Source organism: Accumulibacter sp. (genome assembly GCF_016789985.1).
Classification (GTDB): Bacteria; Pseudomonadota; Gammaproteobacteria; order Burkholderiales; family Rhodocyclaceae; genus Accumulibacter.
The window spans coordinates 1-18,863 of the sequence record NZ_JAEUOL010000003.1; the positions used below are offsets into that span (position 1 = coordinate 1).

At 61.9% G+C, this 18,863-nt stretch carries 13 protein-coding genes, 3 pseudogenes and 1 CRISPR repeat array; of the genes and pseudogenes, 9 read left to right on the forward strand and 7 right to left on the reverse strand.

Going from position 1 to position 18,863, the window contains the following annotated elements; all coding sequences use genetic code 11:
* The first annotated feature begins 77 nt into the window (after window positions 1–77).
* The gene (locus JNK99_RS00095; RefSeq protein WP_291846890.1) at window positions 78–2,066 is read left to right on the forward strand and encodes an acetyl/propionyl/methylcrotonyl-CoA carboxylase subunit alpha; all 1,989 of its coding nucleotides are present in this window, start codon (window positions 78–80) and stop codon (window positions 2,064–2,066) included.
* 70 nt (window positions 2,067–2,136) lie between these two features.
* Here the strand turns inward: JNK99_RS00095 and JNK99_RS00100 are convergent, their stop codons facing one another.
* The 7 genes and pseudogenes from JNK99_RS00100 to JNK99_RS00130 all read right to left on the reverse strand — a co-directional run.
* Window positions 2,137–3,513, reverse strand: a complete 1,377-nt coding sequence (locus tag JNK99_RS00100; protein WP_291846893.1) for an HDOD domain-containing protein — start codon at window positions 3,511–3,513, stop codon at window positions 2,137–2,139.
* A 57-nt stretch (window positions 3,514–3,570) separates the two neighbouring features.
* Window positions 3,571–3,897, reverse strand: coding sequence for a hypothetical protein (locus JNK99_RS00105; protein ID WP_291846896.1), 327 nt, complete (start codon window positions 3,895–3,897; stop codon window positions 3,571–3,573).
* 50 nt (window positions 3,898–3,947) lie between these two features.
* Window positions 3,948–4,502, reverse strand: a complete 555-nt coding sequence (locus tag JNK99_RS00110) for a DUF2242 domain-containing protein (protein WP_291846899.1) — start codon at window positions 4,500–4,502, stop codon at window positions 3,948–3,950.
* A gap of 44 nt (window positions 4,503–4,546) precedes the next feature.
* A complete protein-coding gene (gene polA / locus JNK99_RS00115) occupies window positions 4,547–7,315 on the reverse strand; it encodes a DNA polymerase I (protein ID WP_291846918.1) in 2,769 nt (922 codons plus the stop codon).
* A 192-nt stretch (window positions 7,316–7,507) separates the two neighbouring features.
* Window positions 7,508–7,639: pseudogene (locus JNK99_RS00120) on the reverse strand (IS5/IS1182 family transposase); the annotation flags it as partial.
* A pseudogene (locus JNK99_RS00125) lies at window positions 7,636–7,902 on the reverse strand (IS21 family transposase); the annotation flags it as partial. The pseudogenes JNK99_RS00120 and JNK99_RS00125, both read right to left, overlap by 4 nt.
* Window positions 7,903–7,978: 76 nt before the next feature.
* A pseudogene (locus JNK99_RS00130) lies at window positions 7,979–8,098 on the reverse strand (IS256 family transposase); the annotation flags it as partial.
* A gap of 217 nt (window positions 8,099–8,315) precedes the next feature.
* Between JNK99_RS00130 and JNK99_RS00135 the strand changes: the two are divergent.
* From JNK99_RS00135 to cas2, 8 genes are read left to right on the forward strand one after another with little or no spacing between them, the layout of a single operon-like run.
* A complete protein-coding gene (locus JNK99_RS00135; RefSeq protein ID WP_366518668.1) occupies window positions 8,316–9,350 on the forward strand; it encodes a YafY family protein in 1,035 nt (344 codons plus the stop codon).
* Between the two features lie 57 nt (window positions 9,351–9,407).
* Window positions 9,408–10,013: a type I-MYXAN CRISPR-associated protein Cas6/Cmx6 gene (cas6, locus tag JNK99_RS00140; RefSeq protein WP_291846902.1), complete on the forward strand. Its 606-nt coding sequence runs from the start codon at window positions 9,408–9,410 to the stop codon at window positions 10,011–10,013.
* A gap of 47 nt (window positions 10,014–10,060) precedes the next feature.
* Window positions 10,061–12,340 carry a CRISPR-associated helicase Cas3' gene (gene cas3 / locus JNK99_RS00145; protein ID WP_291846924.1) on the forward strand — a complete coding sequence of 760 codons (2,280 nt, stop codon included), beginning with the start codon at window positions 10,061–10,063 and terminating at the stop codon, window positions 12,338–12,340.
* On the forward strand, window positions 12,324–13,964 hold the full coding sequence (gene cmx8 / locus JNK99_RS00150; RefSeq protein WP_291846905.1) for a type I-MYXAN CRISPR-associated protein Cmx8: 1,641 nt from the start codon (window positions 12,324–12,326) through the stop codon (window positions 13,962–13,964). The genes cas3 and cmx8 overlap by 17 nt, the downstream gene beginning before the upstream one ends.
* Before the next feature lie 35 nt (window positions 13,965–13,999).
* A complete protein-coding gene (locus JNK99_RS00155) occupies window positions 14,000–14,932 on the forward strand; it encodes a type I-B CRISPR-associated protein Cas7/Cst2/DevR (protein WP_291846907.1) in 933 nt (310 codons plus the stop codon).
* Between the two features lie 7 nt (window positions 14,933–14,939).
* Entirely contained in the window at window positions 14,940–15,626 is a 687-nt protein-coding gene (locus tag JNK99_RS00160; protein ID WP_291846910.1) for a CRISPR-associated protein Cas5, read from the forward strand.
* A 21-nt stretch (window positions 15,627–15,647) separates the two neighbouring features.
* A complete protein-coding gene (cas1, locus tag JNK99_RS00165; protein WP_291846913.1) occupies window positions 15,648–17,303 on the forward strand; it encodes a type I-MYXAN CRISPR-associated endonuclease Cas1 in 1,656 nt (551 codons plus the stop codon).
* On the forward strand, window positions 17,300–17,605 hold the full coding sequence (cas2, locus tag JNK99_RS00170; protein WP_291846916.1) for a CRISPR-associated endonuclease Cas2: 306 nt from the start codon (window positions 17,300–17,302) through the stop codon (window positions 17,603–17,605). The genes cas1 and cas2 overlap by 4 nt, the downstream gene beginning before the upstream one ends.
* Window positions 17,606–17,846: 241 nt before the next feature.
* A CRISPR array of direct repeats spans window positions 17,847–18,740; the repeat unit is 36 nt; unit sequence CCGCCACTATCTCTGATGCCGAAAGGCGTTGAGCAC.
* Window positions 18,741–18,863 lie beyond the last annotated feature (123 nt).

The following is an 18,863-nucleotide window of genomic DNA, read 5'->3' on the forward strand; positions in this document are numbered from 1 at the left end:
GCTGCGCAACAAGAAACTGGAAAATCCGTGGCGCAAACACGGCAACATTCCGCTTTGATACCCGGGGAGAAATAAAGATGTTCAAGAAGATTCTGATCGCTAACCGCGGTGAGATTGCCTGCCGGGTCATGAAGAGCGCCAAGAAGATGGGCATCCGGACGGTGGCGGTGTTTTCCGAAGCCGACAAGGACTCGATGCATGTCATGATGGCCGACGAAGCGGTGTGTATCGGCCCCGCCGCGTCCAAGGAATCGTACCTGGTGATGGACAAGATCATCGCCGCCTGCAAGCAGACCGGCGCGGAGGCAGTGCATCCTGGTTACGGCTTCCTGTCGGAGAACGAGGAATTCTCGCGCCGCCTGGAAGAAGAAGGCATCATCTTCATCGGTCCCAAACACTACTCGGTGGCGGCGATGGGCGACAAGATCGCCTCCAAGAAGCTGGCCGAAGAAGCCAGGGTCAACACCATCCCCGGCTACAACGCCGAAATCGGCGACTCGGCGCAAGCGGTCGAGATCGCCAGGGGAATCGGCTACCCAGTGATGATCAAGGCCTCGGCCGGCGGTGGCGGCAAGGGTCTGCGTGTCGCCTTCAACGACAAGGAAGCCGGCGAAGGCTTCGAAGCCTGCCGTAACGAAGCGCGCAACAGCTTCGGCGACGACCGCGTGTTCATCGAGAAGTTCGTCGAGGGTCCGCACCACATCGAGATCCAGGTCATTGCCGACTCCTTCGGCAACACCGTCTACCTGCTCGAACGCGAGTGTTCGATCCAGCGGCGGCACCAGAAGGTACTCGAAGAAGCGCCCTCGCCGTTCATCGACGACAGCATCCGCAAAGCCATGGGCGAACAGGCCGTCGCGCTGGCCAAGGCGGTCAGGTACCAGAGTGCCGGCACCGTCGAGTTCGTCGTCGGGTCGGACAAATCGTTCTACTTCCTGGAAATGAACACCCGCCTGCAGGTCGAGCATCCGGTCACCGAAATGATCACTGGACTGGATCTGGTCGAACTGATGATTCGCGTCGCGGCCGGTGAGAAACTGCCCTTCACGCAGGACGACATCCAGCCGAATGGCTGGGCCATCGAGTGCCGGATCAATGCCGAAGACCCCTTCCGCGGTTTCCTGCCGTCGGTCGGCCGACTGGTCAAGTACCGCCCGCCGGAAACCAGCGACGGCCAGGTTCGCGTAGACACCGGCGTCTTCGAGGGGGGCGAGATTTCGATGTACTACGATTCGATGATCGCCAAGCTGATCTGTCACGGTGCCACCCGCGACCAGGCGATCAGTCGCATGCGTGACGCCCTCAACGCCTTCGTCATCCGCGGCATCGACTCGAACATTCCTTTCCAGGCAGCGCTGATGCAGAACAGGCGCTTCCTCTCCGGGACCTTCACCACCGCCTTCATCGCCGAGGAGTATCCGAACGGTTTCTTCGCCGCCGATGTGGTGCACTCCGATCCGCAACTGCTGGCCGCCGTCGCTGCCTTCGGTCGTCGCCGCTACATCGACCGCGCCGTCAAGGTCAGCGGCCAGATGCCCGGGCACCAACGCAAGGTGGGCAACGACTGGGTCGTGCAGTTCGACGACCAGGACTTCCCGGTACGCCTGGTCAGCATTCCCGGCGGTTATTCGGCGACCTGCAACGGCAAGCAATACGATCTGGTTTCCGACTGGCGTTTCGGCGAACTCGTCTTCCACGGCACCTGCAACGGCGAACCGCTGTGCCTGCAGCTCGAACGGATCGGTCTGCTGTATCGGGTCGTCCACTTCGGCAAGCAGGTCAAGGCCACGGTGATGACCGCCAACGCGGCACGCATGCTGGCCCTGATGCCGAAGAAGGTGCCGCCGGATCTTTCCAGGTTCCTCCTTTCGCCAATGCCCGGCCTGCTGCGCGAAGTGGCGGTCGCCGCCGGGGAGCAGGTAGCCGCCGGCGAAAAACTGGCGGTGATCGAAGCGATGAAAATGGAGAACGTCCTCAAGGCCGAGCGCGACTGCAAGGTCAAAAAGGTCGTTGCCGTACCAGGCGAGAGCCTGTCGGTCGATCAGGTGATCATCGAGTTCGAGTAGGCGCGCAGCCGCTTGCCCAGCGGCTCGACCAGCCAGGCCCGCCGCATGGCCGGCCTGGCATTGTGCAAACTCAGCTTGCCGCTACGACCGGCCCGTCCGCCACGGCGGTAAAGTCGACAATCCACTCCAGTGCCTCGGTCTGGTAGCAGTTGACCGCATCCAGATCGTGACCACAGGCAACAGCCAGGGCTTCGATCGCAGCCTGATCGTCGCGCTCGCAGGCAATTGCCAGGGCCAGATAGCTCGCGTACCTGCCCTGCTGGGCGAGCAATGCATCCATGATGTCTGGCGGCAGATTGAACTTCTCCAGCGCACGCGGCATGGGCATCGAAAAAAGCTTGTCGATCATCGAGAGAACGCCGACCACGAAAAGCTCGCTGCATTCCTTCTCCGGCAGCCGCCCGGTAACCAACAACTCCATGAAGCGGCCGCGCACGAGTGCGCTTTCCCGCCAGGCGTATTCCATCGGCTGCCGATCTTCCGCACGCTGGCTGGAAAACAGGAGCAGGGTGACCCAGCGATAGAGCTGAGCGCAGCCGAGGTAGGCGATCGCCTGTTTCAGATCGCCGATCGGCATCCGCAGGCGCAAGGCCGGAGAGTTCACGACACGCAGCAAACGCAGCACCAGTGTCGGGTCCGACCAGACCTTTTCCGCCAGTTCGTCCTGGCTCGCCTCGCGGCGCAGCGCGTTGAGCAACTCCAGAGCCGCCACTTTGTAGGGAGGCAGGTCGACTCGGTCCTGTGGAGGTTCGTCTGAGGCAATGAAGTCACCGTGAAAGCACGTAAAGCGCATCAGCCGGCAGGCTTGATAGGTCTCCAGGGAGTCCACATTCATCGCCAGCATCGGCTTTTGCGGGCACCGCCCGGCCAGCCGACGTTGCACGTCGAGCAGTTCGGGTGGGGTCAGGTGACCGGCATCCACCGTGAAATAGTCGGCCAGGGCCGCTGCCTTTTCATCGCGATCCAGCAGATCATGGGAGCAGGCCAGCGAGAAACCCATTTGCCGCAGTCTCGTCATGCCGGCGGCCAGCGTGTCCGGCGACCCCGGGGGGCCTCCTGCATGCCAGACCATCTGCAGCACGACGTTGCGCCGCGGCAGAGCGGCCAGCGCCGGATGTTCGAGAATGTCGGTGCCCACCGGCAGGAAGACCTGCCGGTGCTCCCGCAAGGCTTCCAGTCTGGCCTGCGCAAACTGCCACAGCAGTTCATCCGCCAGGAGCTTGCGCGAGGCGGGTTGCCACTGGTGTGTGCTGAGCGGTCGATGACGCCCCACCGTCAGCTCGTAGGCGACGACCCGCTGTTCCCTGTCGAGTATCGGTCGATGCCGCAGGTAATTCCCGCCCCCTGGACGGGCGGCGTCCGACGCCCGCCCGGCGACCGCCGGTGGCACCTCGGCGGACAGCTTCGACGCCTTGCGACGAAAAATGGACAGCAAACCTCCGAACACCCGTTTCCCTCCTTTTTCGATCCCGATGTCGCGATCTCTCACGCACAGCAACCCCGGTCAACCGAGAATCACGACCTTCAGCTTTTCGAGCGGGCTGAGCCCGGACCACCAGCGGATACCGCTCTCGCGAACGCGCAGACCAGCCTCGGTCAGCGTCAGCTTGCGCGCGCCGAATTCGGTACGTCCGCTTTCCTCGACCAGGCCTTTCTCCATCAGAAAGCGCGCGATGGCCGGTTGCACCTGCTGTCCGCTCAGCGTCCAGCGCGTGCCGTAACCATCGTCGTCACCGACGAGCATCAAGAGGGGCGAATACCTGCCCATGAAACGGAGAACCCTCAGCGTCTCGGCGCGCGCAGGGATGTCACTTGTCGAATCGTCGGTCATGGCCCCGTCAATTATGAGGCTTTCGCCGCGCACCGCCAGTCCCGGTCCGGTCAGTGCTCCTCGCCCGGTTGTGGCAGATTGCGCTGCATCAGCGCAAAGAAGCGATCATAGAACGGACCAGCCGGGATCGTCTCACTGGCTACCTTGACCAGCGAATCGTCGGTGGCGGTCAGCGGGATCGACACCGAGCCGAGCGCCGCCACCCCCACCGTGGCCGAGTTCGGGTTTTTTTTCAGTGCGTAGCGGTCCTGGATCGCGTTGACATAGACCATCGCCACCTTGCCTTCCCCGCCTTCCGGGGCACACACGACGTTGAAGACGATCTGCACATGCACCTCGCCCGCCGGCTGGAAGTGCTTGCTGGCGCTGATGAAATCACGCTTCACCGTGCCCATCTGGTACCCCTGGCTGAGCAGCGCGCGACGGGCAGCCTCGCAGGTCGCGTCAACCGGGGCGTCGAACAGGCGCGAAAAGGTCTCGTTGGCCTCGAAACCCTCGTTCTGGTAAACGGCAACGCCGCGCGGCGTGCTGCCACAAGCGGCCAGCACGCCGGAGAACAGCAGTGCGGTAAGGAACCGGTAAACCTCGGCGCACCGCCAGGACATCCGCGGCTCCCGCGACACTGTGCGCAGCCCTCCGCCTTGCTGGTTCAATGCGCTTCATCCCAGTTCGCTCCGACCCCGACGTCGACCACCAGCGGTACGCGCAGGCTGGCCACTTCGCTCATCAGCCGCGGCAGTTCGGCGCATACCAGCGGCAGCTCGTCCCGTGGCACTTCGAGCACGAGCTCGTCATGCACCTGCATGAGCAGGCGGCTGCGCAAGCACCTGCCGTCGAGCCAGCCCTGGACGGCGATCATCGCCGACTTGATCAGGTCGGCCGCCGAACCCTGCATCGGGGCGTTGATCGCCGCTCGCTCGGCGCCCTGGCGACGACCGGCCTGACTGGAGCGGATTTCCGGCAGCCAGAGCCGGCGCCCGCAGACCGTCTCGACGTAGCCCTGGCTCCTGGCGATGTCACGTGTGCTCGCCATGTAACTGGCAACGCCGGGGTAGCGCGCGAAGTAGCGCTCGATATAGGCCTGCGCCGCGCCCCGTTCGAGGTCGAGCTGACGGGCCAGACCGAAAGCGCTCATGCCGTAGATCAGGCCGAAGTTGATCACCTTGGCGACGCGCCGCTGATCCGGGCCGACCTCGGCCGGTGGCACGCCGAAGATCTCGCTGGCGGTCGCCCGATGCACGTCCTCGCCCTGCGCAAAGGCGGCAAGCAGGCGCGCATCCTCGGACAGGTGGGCCATGATGCGCAATTCGATCTGCGAGTAATCGGCCGAGACGATACAGCCACCGGGCGGGGCAATGAAGGCGGCACGAATGCGCCGGCCTTCGGGGGTACGCACCGGGATGTTCTGCAGGTTGGGGTCGCTCGACGCCAGGCGGCCGGTCACCGCCACCGCCTGGGCGTAGCTGGTGTGCACACGCCCGGTCTCCGGATTGACCATTTTGGGCAGCTTGTCGGTGTAGGTACCCTTGAGCTTGGCGAGCTGCCGTGATTCGAGCAGGATCTTCGGCAGCGGGTAGTCGAGCGCCAGCTCGGAAAGCACTTCCTCGTCGGTGGACGGGGTTCCCGATGGAGTCTTCTTCTTCACCGGCAGGCCGAGTCGATCGAACAGGATCTCCGCCAACTGTTTCGGCGAATTGAGATTGAAGGGCTGTCCGGCGGCGGCGTGCGCGCGCTCCTCGAGTTCGAGCAGGCGTTTGCCGATCTCGTGGCTCTGCTGCGTCAGGAGCCGGACGTCGATCAGCACGCCGGTGCGCTCCATGCGGAAGAGGATGTCGCGTACCGGTATCTCGATTTGCTCGTAGATCCGCTGCAGACCGCTGTCGGCGACGATCTGTGGATAGAGGCGCTGATGCAGCCGCAGGCAGAGATCGGCATCTTCCGCAGCGTATTCGGCCGCCTGATCGATCGCCACCTGGTCGAAGCCGATCTGGTTGCCTCCCTTGCCACACAGCGCTTCGTAGGGAATCGTCGACAGACCGAGGTGGCGGCTGGCGAGTTGCCCGAGATCGTGCCCACGTACGCCGTCCTTGCCCGACTCCAGAACATAGGACTGGAGCAGGGTGTCGTGCTGCACGCCGGCCAGACGGATGCCGTGGTTGGCCAGCACATGCTGGTCGTACTTGAGATTCTGGCCGATCTTCGCCTGCCCGCCGGATTCCAGCCAGGGCCTGAGGCGGGCCAGCACCGCCTCGCGCGGCAACTGGTCGGGTACCCCGGGATAGCGATGGGCAAGCGGCAGGTAAGCCGCTTCGCCCGGCGCCACCGCCAGCGAGAGGCCGACCAGACGGGCCACGAACGGATCGAGACTGGTGGTTTCGGTGTCGAGCGCGCTGAGCGGACAGCGCTCGATCTTCTCCAGCCAATGCTCGAACGACGGCCAGTCGACGATGGTCTGGTAAGCGGCGCGGTGGGCGCCGTCGGCCGGCAGAAGCGGCTCGGTCGCCGGCGGCGCACCGCTCGCGGCCGGGGCCGCGGCTTCGCCGGCGGGAGTGGCGACGCTTTCCTCGCCCGACATCTCCCTGAGCCAGGAACGCATCTCGTAGTGTGCAAAGAGCTCGCGCAAGCGTGCCCGATCAACCGGGCGCGGCATCAGGTCGGCAAGCGCCAGGGGCAGTTCGAGATCGCAGCGCACGGTCAGCAGGCGCCGCGCCAGGGGCAGAAAATCGAGCGCGCGACGCAGGTTCTCGCCGACCGCTCCACCGATCTGGCCGGCCGCGGCGACCACCCCGTCGAGCGAACCATACTGCTGCAGCCACTTGACCGCCGTCCTGGGCCCCACCTTGTCCACCCCGGGAACGTTGTCGACCGAATCACCGACCAGGGCCAGATAATCGACGATCAGCTCTGCCGGCACCCCGAAGCGGGCGATCACGCCGGCCTCGTCGAGCACCTCGTTGCTCATCGTGTTGACCAGCCGGATCCGTGGTCCGACCAGTTGTGCCAGGTCCTTGTCGCCGGTCGACACCACCACCTGCACACCCTGCGCAGCAGCCCGGCGGGCCAGCGTGCCGATGACGTCATCCGCCTCGACCCCGTCGATCACCAGCAGGGGCCAGCCGAGCCCGGCGATCGCGGCGTGCAGCGGTTCGATCTGGCGCACCAGGTCTGCGGGCATTGGCGGGCGGTTCGCCTTGTACTGCGCATACCAGTCGTCACGAAAGGTGCGGCCCTTGGCATCGAAGACGACCGCCTTGTAATCGATGTCCGCCGCCTGATGGTCGCCCTCCAGTCGGCGCAGCATGTTGAGCACACCATGCAGGGCGCCGGTTGGCTCGCTCCGGGTTGTCCGCAGGTCGGGCAGGGCGTGAAAGGCGCGATAGAGATACGACGAACCGTCGACCAGCAGCAGCTTGGGCATCGGCGAACCTGGCAATGAACGTGGCGGGATGGGCTGCGCCGGGATGCCCCCGTCGGCAGCCCGGCCGGCAGCGCAGATCCTGCGCATCCCCGACATTATGGCAGAGTTCGACGAGTGGTCGAATCGCCGCCGCGCGCACGGTGCGGCAGGTACCGCGGGGCTGGACCGGCACGGACAAATCTTTCCCCGCGACTCGGTGCTGCAATGGACGGCATCCATGAGATTGTAGAGGTTGGGCACCCGCCCGACGCGGATCAGTGACAGGGGAATGGCGGCCAGACCGTCATGCATCGAGGCGCGGGAGAGCAGTGCAGCGATGGATACCCTTGCGCGCCGATTTCCCTCGCCAACACCGTCGCCGGCGTCCACTCCGGATGGGTCACAGCCGCTCCTTCAGGTACGCATCAAGGGGCGCCAGCTTCGTCACCTGCTGCTTGTGTCACGCACGCATGGCGCGGCGTTTCACCCGCTGCCAAGTGCCAGCGCACCGGGTTCACCGCACAGCCCGCTTCCCCCGCAATCCGTCGCAGGCTGAAACAATGCCTCCTCAAGACTTCAATTTCCACATACCCCTCTCTCGCGATCATCGGCACACCCAAAAAGTCGCCGATCTTCTCAACCCGGTGTATATATCCGCTGGTGACCGTTCAGAAGCTGGATGCATTTGATCTCGCTCGCCTCATTGACCAGGATGCGCCACACCTCGCCGGCTCCGTCGAGGCCGGTGGCCAGCAAGACAGCAAACGCAGCCTCCAGAGGATGAGGTTCCACTCGTTGTGCCATCGTGTCGACTCCTTGATGGGTAGGGCTGAGAATGCCTTGAAGAAATTGCCTGCGGTTAGAGCCTGCCGGGGTCGCGCCACGGTGCTTTGCCGTCCTCCGCTCTTCGGGCACTACGACCGGCAAAGCACCACGCAGAACCAGCAGGATACGAATCTACAGAAGAGATTTTGCACTAGCACAGACTCCGACTATGCGCCACCCATAGGAAACAATAGACATGACCGGAATCAACCGAACCGACCGCTTGCGCCAGATTCAGGAATTGCTCAGCCCCCGCCGCGTCACTTACCGAAGTGAGCTGATGGAAAAGTTCGGCATCTCTCGCGCCACCCTTGGTCGGGACATCCAGGAATTGCGAGACCGCTTCCAGGTTCCCATCGACTTCGACTCCGAATACGGCGGCTATCGTCTCGGTGCTCCCGAAGAAGCGGGAGGCCAGTTTGAGCTGCCGAACATGTGGTTCTCTGCGGAAGAGATCCACGCGCTCCTGACCATGCAGCACCTCCTGAGCAACCTCGACACCAGCGGTCTGCTCGGGAGCCAGATCAAGCCACTGCTCAATCGTTTGACGAAACTGCTGGGAGCGGGTGACAACCCGAGCAGCGAAGTGGCCCGCCGAATCCGCATCGAAACCGTCGCTGCCCGATCCTACCGCCTCGAACATTTCCAGGCCGTCGGCAGCGGTCTCTTGCGACGGCGCAGGCTGGTGATCGGCTACCATGCCCGCGGCAAAGACGAGCACACCCGCCGTGAAGTATCGCCCCAGCGCCTGGTGCACTATCGGGACAACTGGTACCTCGACGCCTGGTGCCACCTGCGCAACCAGCTGCGCGCATTTGCCGTCGACGCAATCCGCGATGTCCGGGTGCTCGATCGACCGGCTATCGACATCGACGACACTGAGCTCGATCGGGAACTGGGTAGTGGTTACGGTATCTTCTCGGGCGCCTGCGTGCGCTGGGCCACGTTACTCTTCAGCGCCGAGCGCGCACGGTGGGTGGCGAATGAAAAGTGGCACCCGGCCCAGCAAGGCCGTTTCCTGGACGACGGCCGCTATTGGCTGTCCCTCCCCTACAGCCGCGAACCGGAACTGATCATGGACATCCTGCGCCACGGTCGTCACGTGACGGTACTGGCCCCCGACTCGCTGCGTGATGCCGTTCAGGAGGAACATCTCACGGCGAGCAAGAATCTCGGCGCGTGCTCACAAATTGAGCCTGCCGGCCTGGAGAATCCAGATCGTGGGACTTGAGCGCATGACGTACGCCCCATCGCAACACACGCAGAGCCCCTGGAGAAAACCACGACCATGAACTCACCCAAGATCGATCTGCTTTTCCCGCTGCACGGACATGCCATTCCCCTGGACCACGGTTACGTACTCTATGCGGCGCTCGCGCGTGCGCTCGAATCGTCAGGCGATTGCTGGCTGCATAATCGGGAGGATGTCGGTGTGCACCTCATTCGGGGCCACTACCAGGGAAAAGGCCGTCTCGCCTTGAACGCTGGATCACGGCTCACCGTCCGCCTGCCGGCAACGCTGGTCCACAAGTTCCTTGCCCTGGCGGGCCAACAACTCACGCTGGGGACCGACTCGCTGCGCGTGGGCATTCCCCAGCCTCACGCTCTCCAAGCGACACCCACCCTTTATGCTCACTTGGTCACCACCCGCAACGGTAACGATGAAAATCGCTTCGACACCGAAATTGCTCACCAATTGGCCGAACTGGCAATTCGAGGTGGCCCGCAACGTGGTCCCCGACGAAGCTTCACGATCAAGGACAGGAAAGTCGTTGCTCACACGCTGCTGGTCAGCGAATTGACGGCAGAGGAATCGATACGGCTGCAGGAGCATGGGCTGGGGGGAAGGCGGAAACTGGGGTGTGGAGTGTTTGTACCATGGCAAACGAGATGACCATTCTCCTTGCCAAATCCGTCCAGAAAGGCTAGGCACCGAAGACTCTGGTAGCCCACTCTCTGGAAGTAATGGAGGCTTTCGTCGGTCTGTTTGGCACTTTAATTGAACCATCACGGATTGGGGAACGGTGGCTGGCTTTTTTCGGGCTGCCGAACGCGCTTTGGGCGGTTTTCTACCGTCACGGACTAGCCGCCGCCGGCCTGCATGATCCCGGAAAGGCCAACAACGGTTTTCAACAAGCCATCCAGCACAAAGACAAGCAAGCGATCCGCCATGAACACTTGAGTGCCTTGATCGTCACGCTGCCCCAAGTCAGCCGTTGGCTGCAGCAGGGCGGACTGGACGCCCAACTGATCGCGGTCGTGGCGGCAAGTCACCACCTTAAGCTCTCCGCCAGCGACGAGCGCTACAAGCTGGCAGCCATGTTGTCACCGGGAATCAAACTAGTGGAGATTCTGGGTGAGCAGGAGTTGGCCAGTTTGTTCGAGATCCTCGGCGAACGACTCGGACTCGCCCCCTGGAAGGGCATGCTGCCGACGCTTTGGAACTTCGGGTCAGGCCCGGGCGAATCCATCATGGCGTTGCGGGATGACCTCGATCGCCGCATGCAATTCATGAAGCGAGAGCTGAGGAAAGACGGGCAAGCGCGGCGCCTTTGGCAAGCGCTGGTTGCCGCTCTCATTGCGGCCGACGCCGCGGGTTCGGGTTTGCCGAGAGAAGGACTGTCGATTCCCGATTGGCTATCCGGCACCTTTGGTGTTCCGCCGCTGACCGGGAGCAGCATCAGGGAGAAAGTCATCGATCCGCGCATCGCCGAAATCGAAGTCAGCAAACGTCGGATCGATCCCGGCTTTCGTTTTCGCTGGCAGGATTTTCAGGAAGAGGCTGAACGCCTGCCCGAACGTGCACTGCTCCTCGCCGGCTGTGGAAGCGGCAAGACGCTCGCGGCCTGGCGTTGGATCACCGCCCAGCTCGACCGGCAACCGGCAGCCCGCGTGATCTTTCTCTACCCTACTCGCGCCACCGCCAGCGAAGGGTTCCGGGACTACGTCTCGCACGCTCCCGAGAGCGACGCCGCACTGTTGTCAGGCACGGCCGGATACGAACTCGAGGGGATGTTCAGTAACCCGGATGAACGCAGCGAACGCAACTACGAAACCGATGACCGTCTGTTTGCTCTCGGCTTCTGGCAGAAGCGTGTTTTCGCCGCAACCGTAGACCAGTTCCTCGGCTTCCTGCAACTTTCCTATCGTTCCATCTGCCTGTTGCCTGTCCTTGCCGACGCCGTGGTGGTAATCGACGAAGTCCACAGTTTCGACCACCGGCTATGGACCGCGCTGAAGACGCTGCTAAAGGAGTTCCAACTTCCGGTGCTCTGCATGACCGCCAGTCTGCCCGGCCCGAGGCGGCTGGAACTCGAGGAACTGGCTTTGACGCCTTACCCTGGCCCCGGTCGGCATTTCGAAGACCTGGAACGAAGTGCTGGACTGCAGCGCTACCGGATCCATGCCATCCCGGACGAGTCGGCCGCAAGAGCCATCGCCCAAACCGCTCTGGCAGAAGGCAAACGGGTGCTTTGGGTGGTCAACACGGTCGATCGCTGTCAGCATCTGGCTCGGGATTTCGAGCAGCTTGGCGCCCTGTGCTACCACAGCCGGTTCACTTTACGAGACCGCAAGGAACGACACACCGCTGTGGTTGCAGCCTTCCAGTCCGACAAACCAACAGGTGGGATTATCGCCCTCACCACGCAGGTCTGCGAAATGAGCCTCGATCTGGATGCCGACGTGCTCATCACCGAACTGGCGCCGATACCTTCGCTCATCCAGCGCATGGGCCGATGCAATCGCCACGCCCTTGACGAAGCCAACCCAGGCATCGTCTATTGCTACGCCCCCGAAAGCCCTTTGCCATACAACCCAGCAGAAGTTGAACCAGCCCGTGCCTTCCTGACCTCACTGGACGGGCAAGCAGTTTCCCAGTTGCGGTTGGAAGACGAACTGGATGCACGCACTCGTCAGGATCCGCGCCGCGCCGACACGTGGATTCAATTCGTCGAAGGGCCTCCATGGGCTGCCGGCGGGGAGGAAGACTTGCGGGATAGTCACGATTTCACCGTCGACGCCGTCCTGGACTGCGATCTTGAGCAAGTTCTCGGGCTGCGTCGACGACATCTGCCCTACGATGGCTTTGTCCTTCCCGTGCCGCGCCGCCACGCCGGCAGTAGCCAGTGCCTCGGACGTGCACTGTGCGTAGCCCCTGCTGACCACTACGACGCCCGGTTCGGGTTTTTTCAGGAGCCCATACATGGCCGCCAAACGTGAACTTCCCGACAGCCTAGTTCTGACTTACCGGCTCGCTGAGCTACCGACGGCCCAACATAAAGCCGGACTGGCCGGCTTGCTGCTGTTCATTCGCAATCTGGAGGAGCGGAAAGCACGTGGGCACCCGATTGGGGAGTTGCCGGAGATTATTGCCTTGGGCCCCCATGAAACCACGATCGGTTTCACGGCCGCCGCGCTAACGACTCTGTTCGATGATTTCTACAACGCCAGGGAAAGCAGTAACGACAAAGGTAATCGCTTTGTCCAGCCGTGTGGTGAGTTCTTGGCGTTCTGGCTGGCCGGTGGCGAAGACAGCCCATGGCTGAAGCTTTGGCGGGACATGCTGTGGGGCACGCTTTGCAGCCGCGACAAACAACGGCTCGAGTTTCAGACGCGATCCGCAGGGAAGTCGCTCACGGTAATGGCTGCGGAAGTCTTTGCGCAACTGCACGATGGCATAGAGAAGAAGGCCCACGGATTGTTCAACGTCGATGCGGTGGCGAGCACGTGTTTCGTCGGTGCACAAGCGGATAATGCGGAACGGGTTCCCTTCAAGGGACGTGTCGAGGAAAACCTGCTTCTACACTTCTGGCTGTTGGCAACCCCGCTTTTCGTTCCCCAGATCCTCGATCTCAAGAAAGGAAGCCGCGAGTACCTTGGCTATCTCCTTGTGGTTCCAGAGGTTGCCGATCTGGAGTGGTTCACGGACGAGATCCCGGAATACTGGCGCAGCCTGACGACGTCTGTCGCCGGGTACAGGCCCGCGCAATCCCTAATTGATTTGCCAATGGAAGGCGGGCTGGAGTTCCTTGCGCGCTTGGCCTACCGCCGAGTCGGTCAGTTCTCTTACAGCCTTCCCCTGCACACCATCGAGCTCTATCACCTGAACAAGGTCGGCAACAATGTTCGCCTGCTCCAAACCGAGATACTCCGGCCAGACGCCGGAATGTTAGACGAATACCAGGCGCACTTGCGCGACTTCAGGGTCAATCCGTTGTTCAAGCGGCTCACCATCGGCAATCTCGTCAAAGGCAGACCCTGGTATTCCGCTGCCGATGCTCTGCTCTCCCATTACCCGACCGAATTCTTCATCGGCAAACCCGTTGAAGCGACTTTCCGCCCCTTCGGCTACGATGCCCGAAAGAGGTTCATGACCATGATTGACCAGACCAGCGTATTGGAACGCCATCAGGAGCCCACGATGACCGACAACCCAAAAAATCCACTGGACGATGCCCTGGCCCGGCGCGTCTATCAGATGATCGGTGCCTATGTCCGCTTGCGCACGCAGGAAAAGTGCGGCAGGGACATTACCGACATGCCCAAGAACGAGAAAGGACACCCTATTTACGATCCACCCTACCGCGAAGCGCGAGAAAAAGTGGCCAAGGACGCTTTCCTGGCTCTGCGTGGACGGCGGGAAGGAGACATTGCCGAATATTTCACCGGCAGTCTGTGCGCGGTTCCCCAATTCATCAGGGAAGAAGACTTCATCGCCTTGAGCCGAGCCTTGGTCGAGAACCCTGCTTTGGTCAAGGACCTCGCCATGCTTGCCCTGTCCGCCCATGCCTGGCTGCCGGGCCAAAAAATCGCCGATTCCAGCGATAACGACCATTCTCAGTAAGCCGATCTCGCCATCATCCGAACCCGGAGAAATTCATGAACCTATTTGCCACCGTCCTCACCTACGCCGCCCCTTCCGCCAACTATCGCGGCGAATCCCCTGAAAACCGCTCCGTCATTCAGAAGATCACCAAAGGTCGATTCGAATACGCGATCATCAGTCCGGAAGCGATGCGCAATGCTCTGCGCGAACATCTGCACCAATTCGGTCTGCCATGTAACCGCAAGCGACTCAACGACGAGGAACAGTTAGCAGTCAAATTTGCCGACTTCCCGGATGCGGACGCTTATGCGGATGATTTCTTTATGGGCTGGCTGGTAGCAGCAGGCAACGCGGATCGCAAGAAGATGCTCGTCAAGATCAAAGAGCAAGGTCGTGACCCTGCAACATTCAGTTTCAAACGCGATTCGGTACTGCGAATGAATATGGCCGTAGCGCTCGAGCCATACCGCCACGATGCAGTGTTTACCCAATCGCCCCTGACTGTCGGTAGCCCCTGGAAAAATAGCGGCAGCAGTGCCTTACTCCACCGCGAAACCGCTTATACCGCCTTCCAGTACCCTTTTGCTTTGAATCTGGAAGACTGCAAAGAGAAGCGATCCTGGACTCGTACCCTGCTGCGGGCGATTGGCGAACTCAACGGAGTGGCTGGGAACCATGCGCGCAGTTATTTCGAAATGGCACCCGCTTCGCTGGTGGTTCGGTTGACCAGGCAACTGGTAGCCGGTTACGACGCCTATGGCTTCCGCTCTGATGAAGGCAAATACCGTTTGCCGGAAATCGTCGACGGGATCCTCAAAGCGGACTTCCCAGGCGATGAGTTTTTCCTCGGTGGTCAGTTGGTCAAGGAGATGGACGAAAGAACCACGCTGGCACTGACGGAGAAAGGCGTCATTCTCGACCGTAATCCCCAACGCTTGCTGATGGCCGCGGCGGACCGGGCCGGTCTTCCTGATTCTGCGGAGTGACGTTCTCATGCTCTGGCTGAACGTCCACGCTCCCTTTGCTGCCTTCCGGTCGTTCACGACCGGGAGTTTCCGGCCAACTGCACCGTTCATTACGCCGTCTGCTGCCTACGGACTGCTTCTCAACTTGGCTGGCATCGAGATGCGCGAGAACGACGGCAAGTCTCCCATGACCCTTATCGCCAAGCGATTGCCCGTGGCACATATCGCGATCGGTGCGATGGAGGAAACGGAGCAGCATCATCTGTTTCAACAGCTTCACAACTACCCGATCGGACCCTCGAGAGCTGAGCACGCGCCGGTATGCAAGGGCAACAAGTACAACATCACCCCCGTCCGTCGCGCGTTTCTCTCCAACTTGCGCGCCTGCATCGGCCTGCGAGGGAACGAGGCTCTGGAACAGCAAGTAAGAGAAGGTTTGTCAGGCCAAGGGCCGGCGCGTTATGGCTTGCCTTTCCTGGGCGACAACAACTTCCTGCCGGATCGCATCGATCCGCTGTCGGCTGCGCTGCCGGCGCGCTGGTGGCTACCGGTCTCCGAAAGCGATCCGCTCGGCGGCCCGCAGGCGGACATTGCCAGACTCACCATCACCATTGACCGGCAAGATATCTCGCGCAGCCAGTCGCGACTGTTTCGCCTGATGGAGCAAGCAACTGATCAGGTACCGGAAGCCGCTTGGGTAGAGGTGAAGTATTGATCCCGCTGGAGGTGGGAACACATGGCCGTGGAAGCAAACGATTCGCGTGCGCAGGATCTTCCTGCGCTGCGCATCATGTCCCTGCATGCCCTCGCATATTGCGAGCGGCTTTTCTACCTCGAGGAAGTCGAGGAAATCCGCATCGCCGACCAGCGGGTGTATGCCGGAAGGACATTGCACGCCGCCGAGTTGCCGACGGACGGCGGCGAACTGGTCGGTGTCACCATCGAGTCGGCGGAGTGGAACTTGAAGGGCAAAGTCGACTATCTGCGTTACCGGGATGGATTGCTGGTCCCCTTCGAGCACAAGCGGGGGCGGTCCAAGGGCGACGGCGCCTGGGATTCGGATCGGCTGCAGATCGTCGCCTACGCAGCCTTGCTCGGTAGCCATCTGGGCCGGCCGATCACCGAGGGGCGGATTCGTTATCACGCCAACCACAAGACCGTGCGCGTGACCGTCGACGAAGCGGCATTGGCGGACTTGCGTCGGGCCATCGCCCGAGCGCGCACCTTGGCGGAGAGCGTCCAGCGGCCACCGGTCGCCGCCAACGAAAACCTCTGTGCTCATTGTTCGCTGGCGCCGGTCTGTCTGCCGGAGGAAGAGCGCCTGTTGGCAGTGCAGGACGATGAGACGGCTCCTGCCACCATTCGCCTCTTTCCCGAGCATGACGAGCGCCAGGTGATTCATGTCACCGAACCCGGCAGTCGGGTCGGCAAGCAGGGAGAGGAGATCGTCGTCACGCCACGCGATGGTGATCCGGTCAAATTCCCTGGCCGCCAAGTCGGCGCCATCGTCCTGCACGGCGCCGCTCAAATCAGCAGCCAGACGATCCACTATGCCCTGGCGCACGATATTGGAATCCATTGGCTCAGCGGCGGCGGCCAGTACGCAGGCGGGGTCGCGGCCCCTGGCGGCGTACAGCGGCGGCATCGTCAGTTTGCCGGCCTGTCGGACCCGATCCTGTGCCTTGACCTGGCTCGGCGGCTGACTCGCGCCAAAGTCGCCAACCAATTGCACTTCCTGCTGCGCAGTGCCCGTAGCCGCGGCGTCCGCAGCGAGGTTGAGGGCGCTCTGAGCAGTATGCGCGCCGAATTGCGCGGCATGGAGCGTGCCGACGATCCAGAGAAACTGCGCGGCCATGAGGGGATGGCGGGCCGCAATTATTTCTCTGCTCTGCCCCTGCTGCTTGACCCCAGCCAGGCCCACATGCAGTTTGCCGATCGCAATCGCCGACCGCCCACGGATCGCTTCAACGCGGCCCTGAGTTTCGGGTACGCCCTGCTCTACCGCGACGTCATGGCAGCCCTGTTGGCGGTCGGACTGGAACCGGCTTTCGGCTTCTTTCACCGCCCCCGCAGTGCCGCCTATCCATTGGCCCTGGATCTGATGGAACTCTTCCGCACCACCTTGTGGGATATGCCCCTGATCGCCGCGATCAACCGGCAGCAGTGGCGGGAAGAGGATTTCCTCAGCACCGGCCGGCAGGTGTGGCTGGCGGACACCGGCCGCAAGCGGGCGATCGCTCTGTACGAGGTCCGTAAACAGGAAGTCTGGCGCCATCCGGTGGTGGGCTATTCCCTCAGCTACCAGCGCGCCATCGAACTCGAAGCGCGGCTGCTCGAAAAAGAATGGAGTGGCGCCCCCGGCCTTTTCGCCCGCATGCGGCTGCGCGGATGAAAACCGAAGAGCATGGCAACCAGCACTGGTACCTGGTCAGTTACGACATCCGCCACCCCAAGCGGTGGCGCCAGGCTTACAGGCTCTTGCGTGGCACGGGTGAACGCATACAGTACTCGCTGTTCCGCTGCCGTCTTACGCGCACTGCCCTCGAAGCTCTGCGCTGGGAACTGGAGCAGATCTTGGACCGTGAAGACGATCTCCTGGTGGTGCATCTCTGCCCCCGATGTGCTGGCGGAGTTGAGGCCCGTGGCAAAGCGGAGCACTGGGACGAGCCGTCGGCACGTTTCGCCGTTCTGTAACAGCCACATGCATCTGCGAGTGGCACCGGTTCACCTACCTCCGTTGATCATAAAAATAACTGAAAATCAATCAATTATGCGTATTTCAGGCGCTTTTCGGCACATGCGTCATCCAGGGCCATGATTTCTCTGGTTTCCCTGGGCACTTCAGTAACATCCATCACCGCCACAGGCCGATGCTGCTGGCTGCTTGCTTACGGTACCATTTTTCCTATAATGATCAACCTCTTAGCGTAGTGGTCCGCCACTATCTCTGATGCCGAAAGGCGTTGAGCACAGGAAATTCGTTCAGAAAAAGCTAGACGAGCATTTCCGCCACTATCTCTGATGCCGAAAGGCGTTGAGCACGCCGATCACGCCTGGCGCGACATGAAGCGCTGCGGGCCGCCACTATCTCTGATGCCGAAAGGCGTTGAGCACAACTAAACACCGCCACGCCAGGCAGCACCGCAGACCCGCCACTATCTCTGATGCCGAAAGGCGTTGAGCACTGGCCTATAAACCGACAGAAAACGGTTATTCGCGGCCCGCCACTATCTCTGATGCCGAAAGGCGTTGAGCACGCGGCGGCTCCGGCCGCACTGGCGACCGAAGGCGACCGCCACTATCTCTGATGCCGAAAGGCGTTGAGCACCGCAACGTCCCGGACTCGTCGCGCGAATAGACGTAGCCGCCACTATCTCTGATGCCGAAAGGCGTTGAGCACTCGGTTCGCAAGCTGGGCCGCTTGTTACCGGTATCCCGCCACTATCTCTGATGCCGAAAGGCGTTGAGCACTTTACGAGGTCCCCTATATCGAGCTACCGACCTGTGCCGCCACTATCTCTGATGCCGAAAGGCGTTGAGCACAATGAACCCCAGTATCTATGGCACCCCGACACCTGCCCGCCACTATCTCTGATGCCGAAAGGCGTTGAGCACTTGATAGTTACGGCTTGGGTTGGGTGGTCAATCCCCGCCACTATCTCTGATGCCGAAAGGCGTTGAGCACCGCGAGAGCGTATCTGTCGAAGACTGGAAGGACATGCCGCCACTATCTCTGATGCCGAAAGGCGTTGAGCACTCAGCATCGACGAGGCGATCGATCGTTGGGTTCTGACCGCCACTATCTCTGATGCCGAAGGCAGCGCAACTTCTTTTCTGTAAAAGCCCCCAAGGGATTCCATCGGGATATAGCCATCAGTCATTCAGGTTGAGGTAGATTTTCCCGGTCATCCATTCCTCGTCGCATTCTGCCAGAAGGGCGGAGACAAGGCGC

What these genes read in the sequence shown, in the direction of transcription:
- JNK99_RS00135 (WP_366518668.1), top strand. Translation starts at nt 8,316, where the DNA reads ATGACCGGAATCAACCGAACCGACCGCTTGCGCCAGATTCAGGAATTG.
- JNK99_RS00160 (WP_291846910.1), top strand. Translation starts at nt 14,940, where the DNA reads ATGCTCTGGCTGAACGTCCACGCTCCCTTTGCTGCCTTCCGGTCGTTC.
- JNK99_RS00110 (WP_291846899.1), bottom strand. Translation starts at nt 4,502, where the DNA reads ATGTCCTGGCGGTGCGCCGAGGTTTACCGGTTCCTTACCGCACTGCTG.
- polA (WP_291846918.1), bottom strand. Translation starts at nt 7,315, where the DNA reads ATGCCCAAGCTGCTGCTGGTCGACGGTTCGTCGTATCTCTATCGCGCC.
- JNK99_RS00095 (WP_291846890.1), top strand. Translation starts at nt 78, where the DNA reads ATGTTCAAGAAGATTCTGATCGCTAACCGCGGTGAGATTGCCTGCCGG.
- JNK99_RS00105 (WP_291846896.1), bottom strand. Translation starts at nt 3,897, where the DNA reads ATGACCGACGATTCGACAAGTGACATCCCTGCGCGCGCCGAGACGCTG.
- cmx8 (WP_291846905.1), top strand. Translation starts at nt 12,324, where the DNA reads ATGGCCGCCAAACGTGAACTTCCCGACAGCCTAGTTCTGACTTACCGG.
- cas6 (WP_291846902.1), top strand. Translation starts at nt 9,408, where the DNA reads ATGAACTCACCCAAGATCGATCTGCTTTTCCCGCTGCACGGACATGCC.
- JNK99_RS00155 (WP_291846907.1), top strand. Translation starts at nt 14,000, where the DNA reads ATGAACCTATTTGCCACCGTCCTCACCTACGCCGCCCCTTCCGCCAAC.
- cas1 (WP_291846913.1), top strand. Translation starts at nt 15,648, where the DNA reads ATGGCCGTGGAAGCAAACGATTCGCGTGCGCAGGATCTTCCTGCGCTG.
- cas2 (WP_291846916.1), top strand. Translation starts at nt 17,300, where the DNA reads ATGAAAACCGAAGAGCATGGCAACCAGCACTGGTACCTGGTCAGTTAC.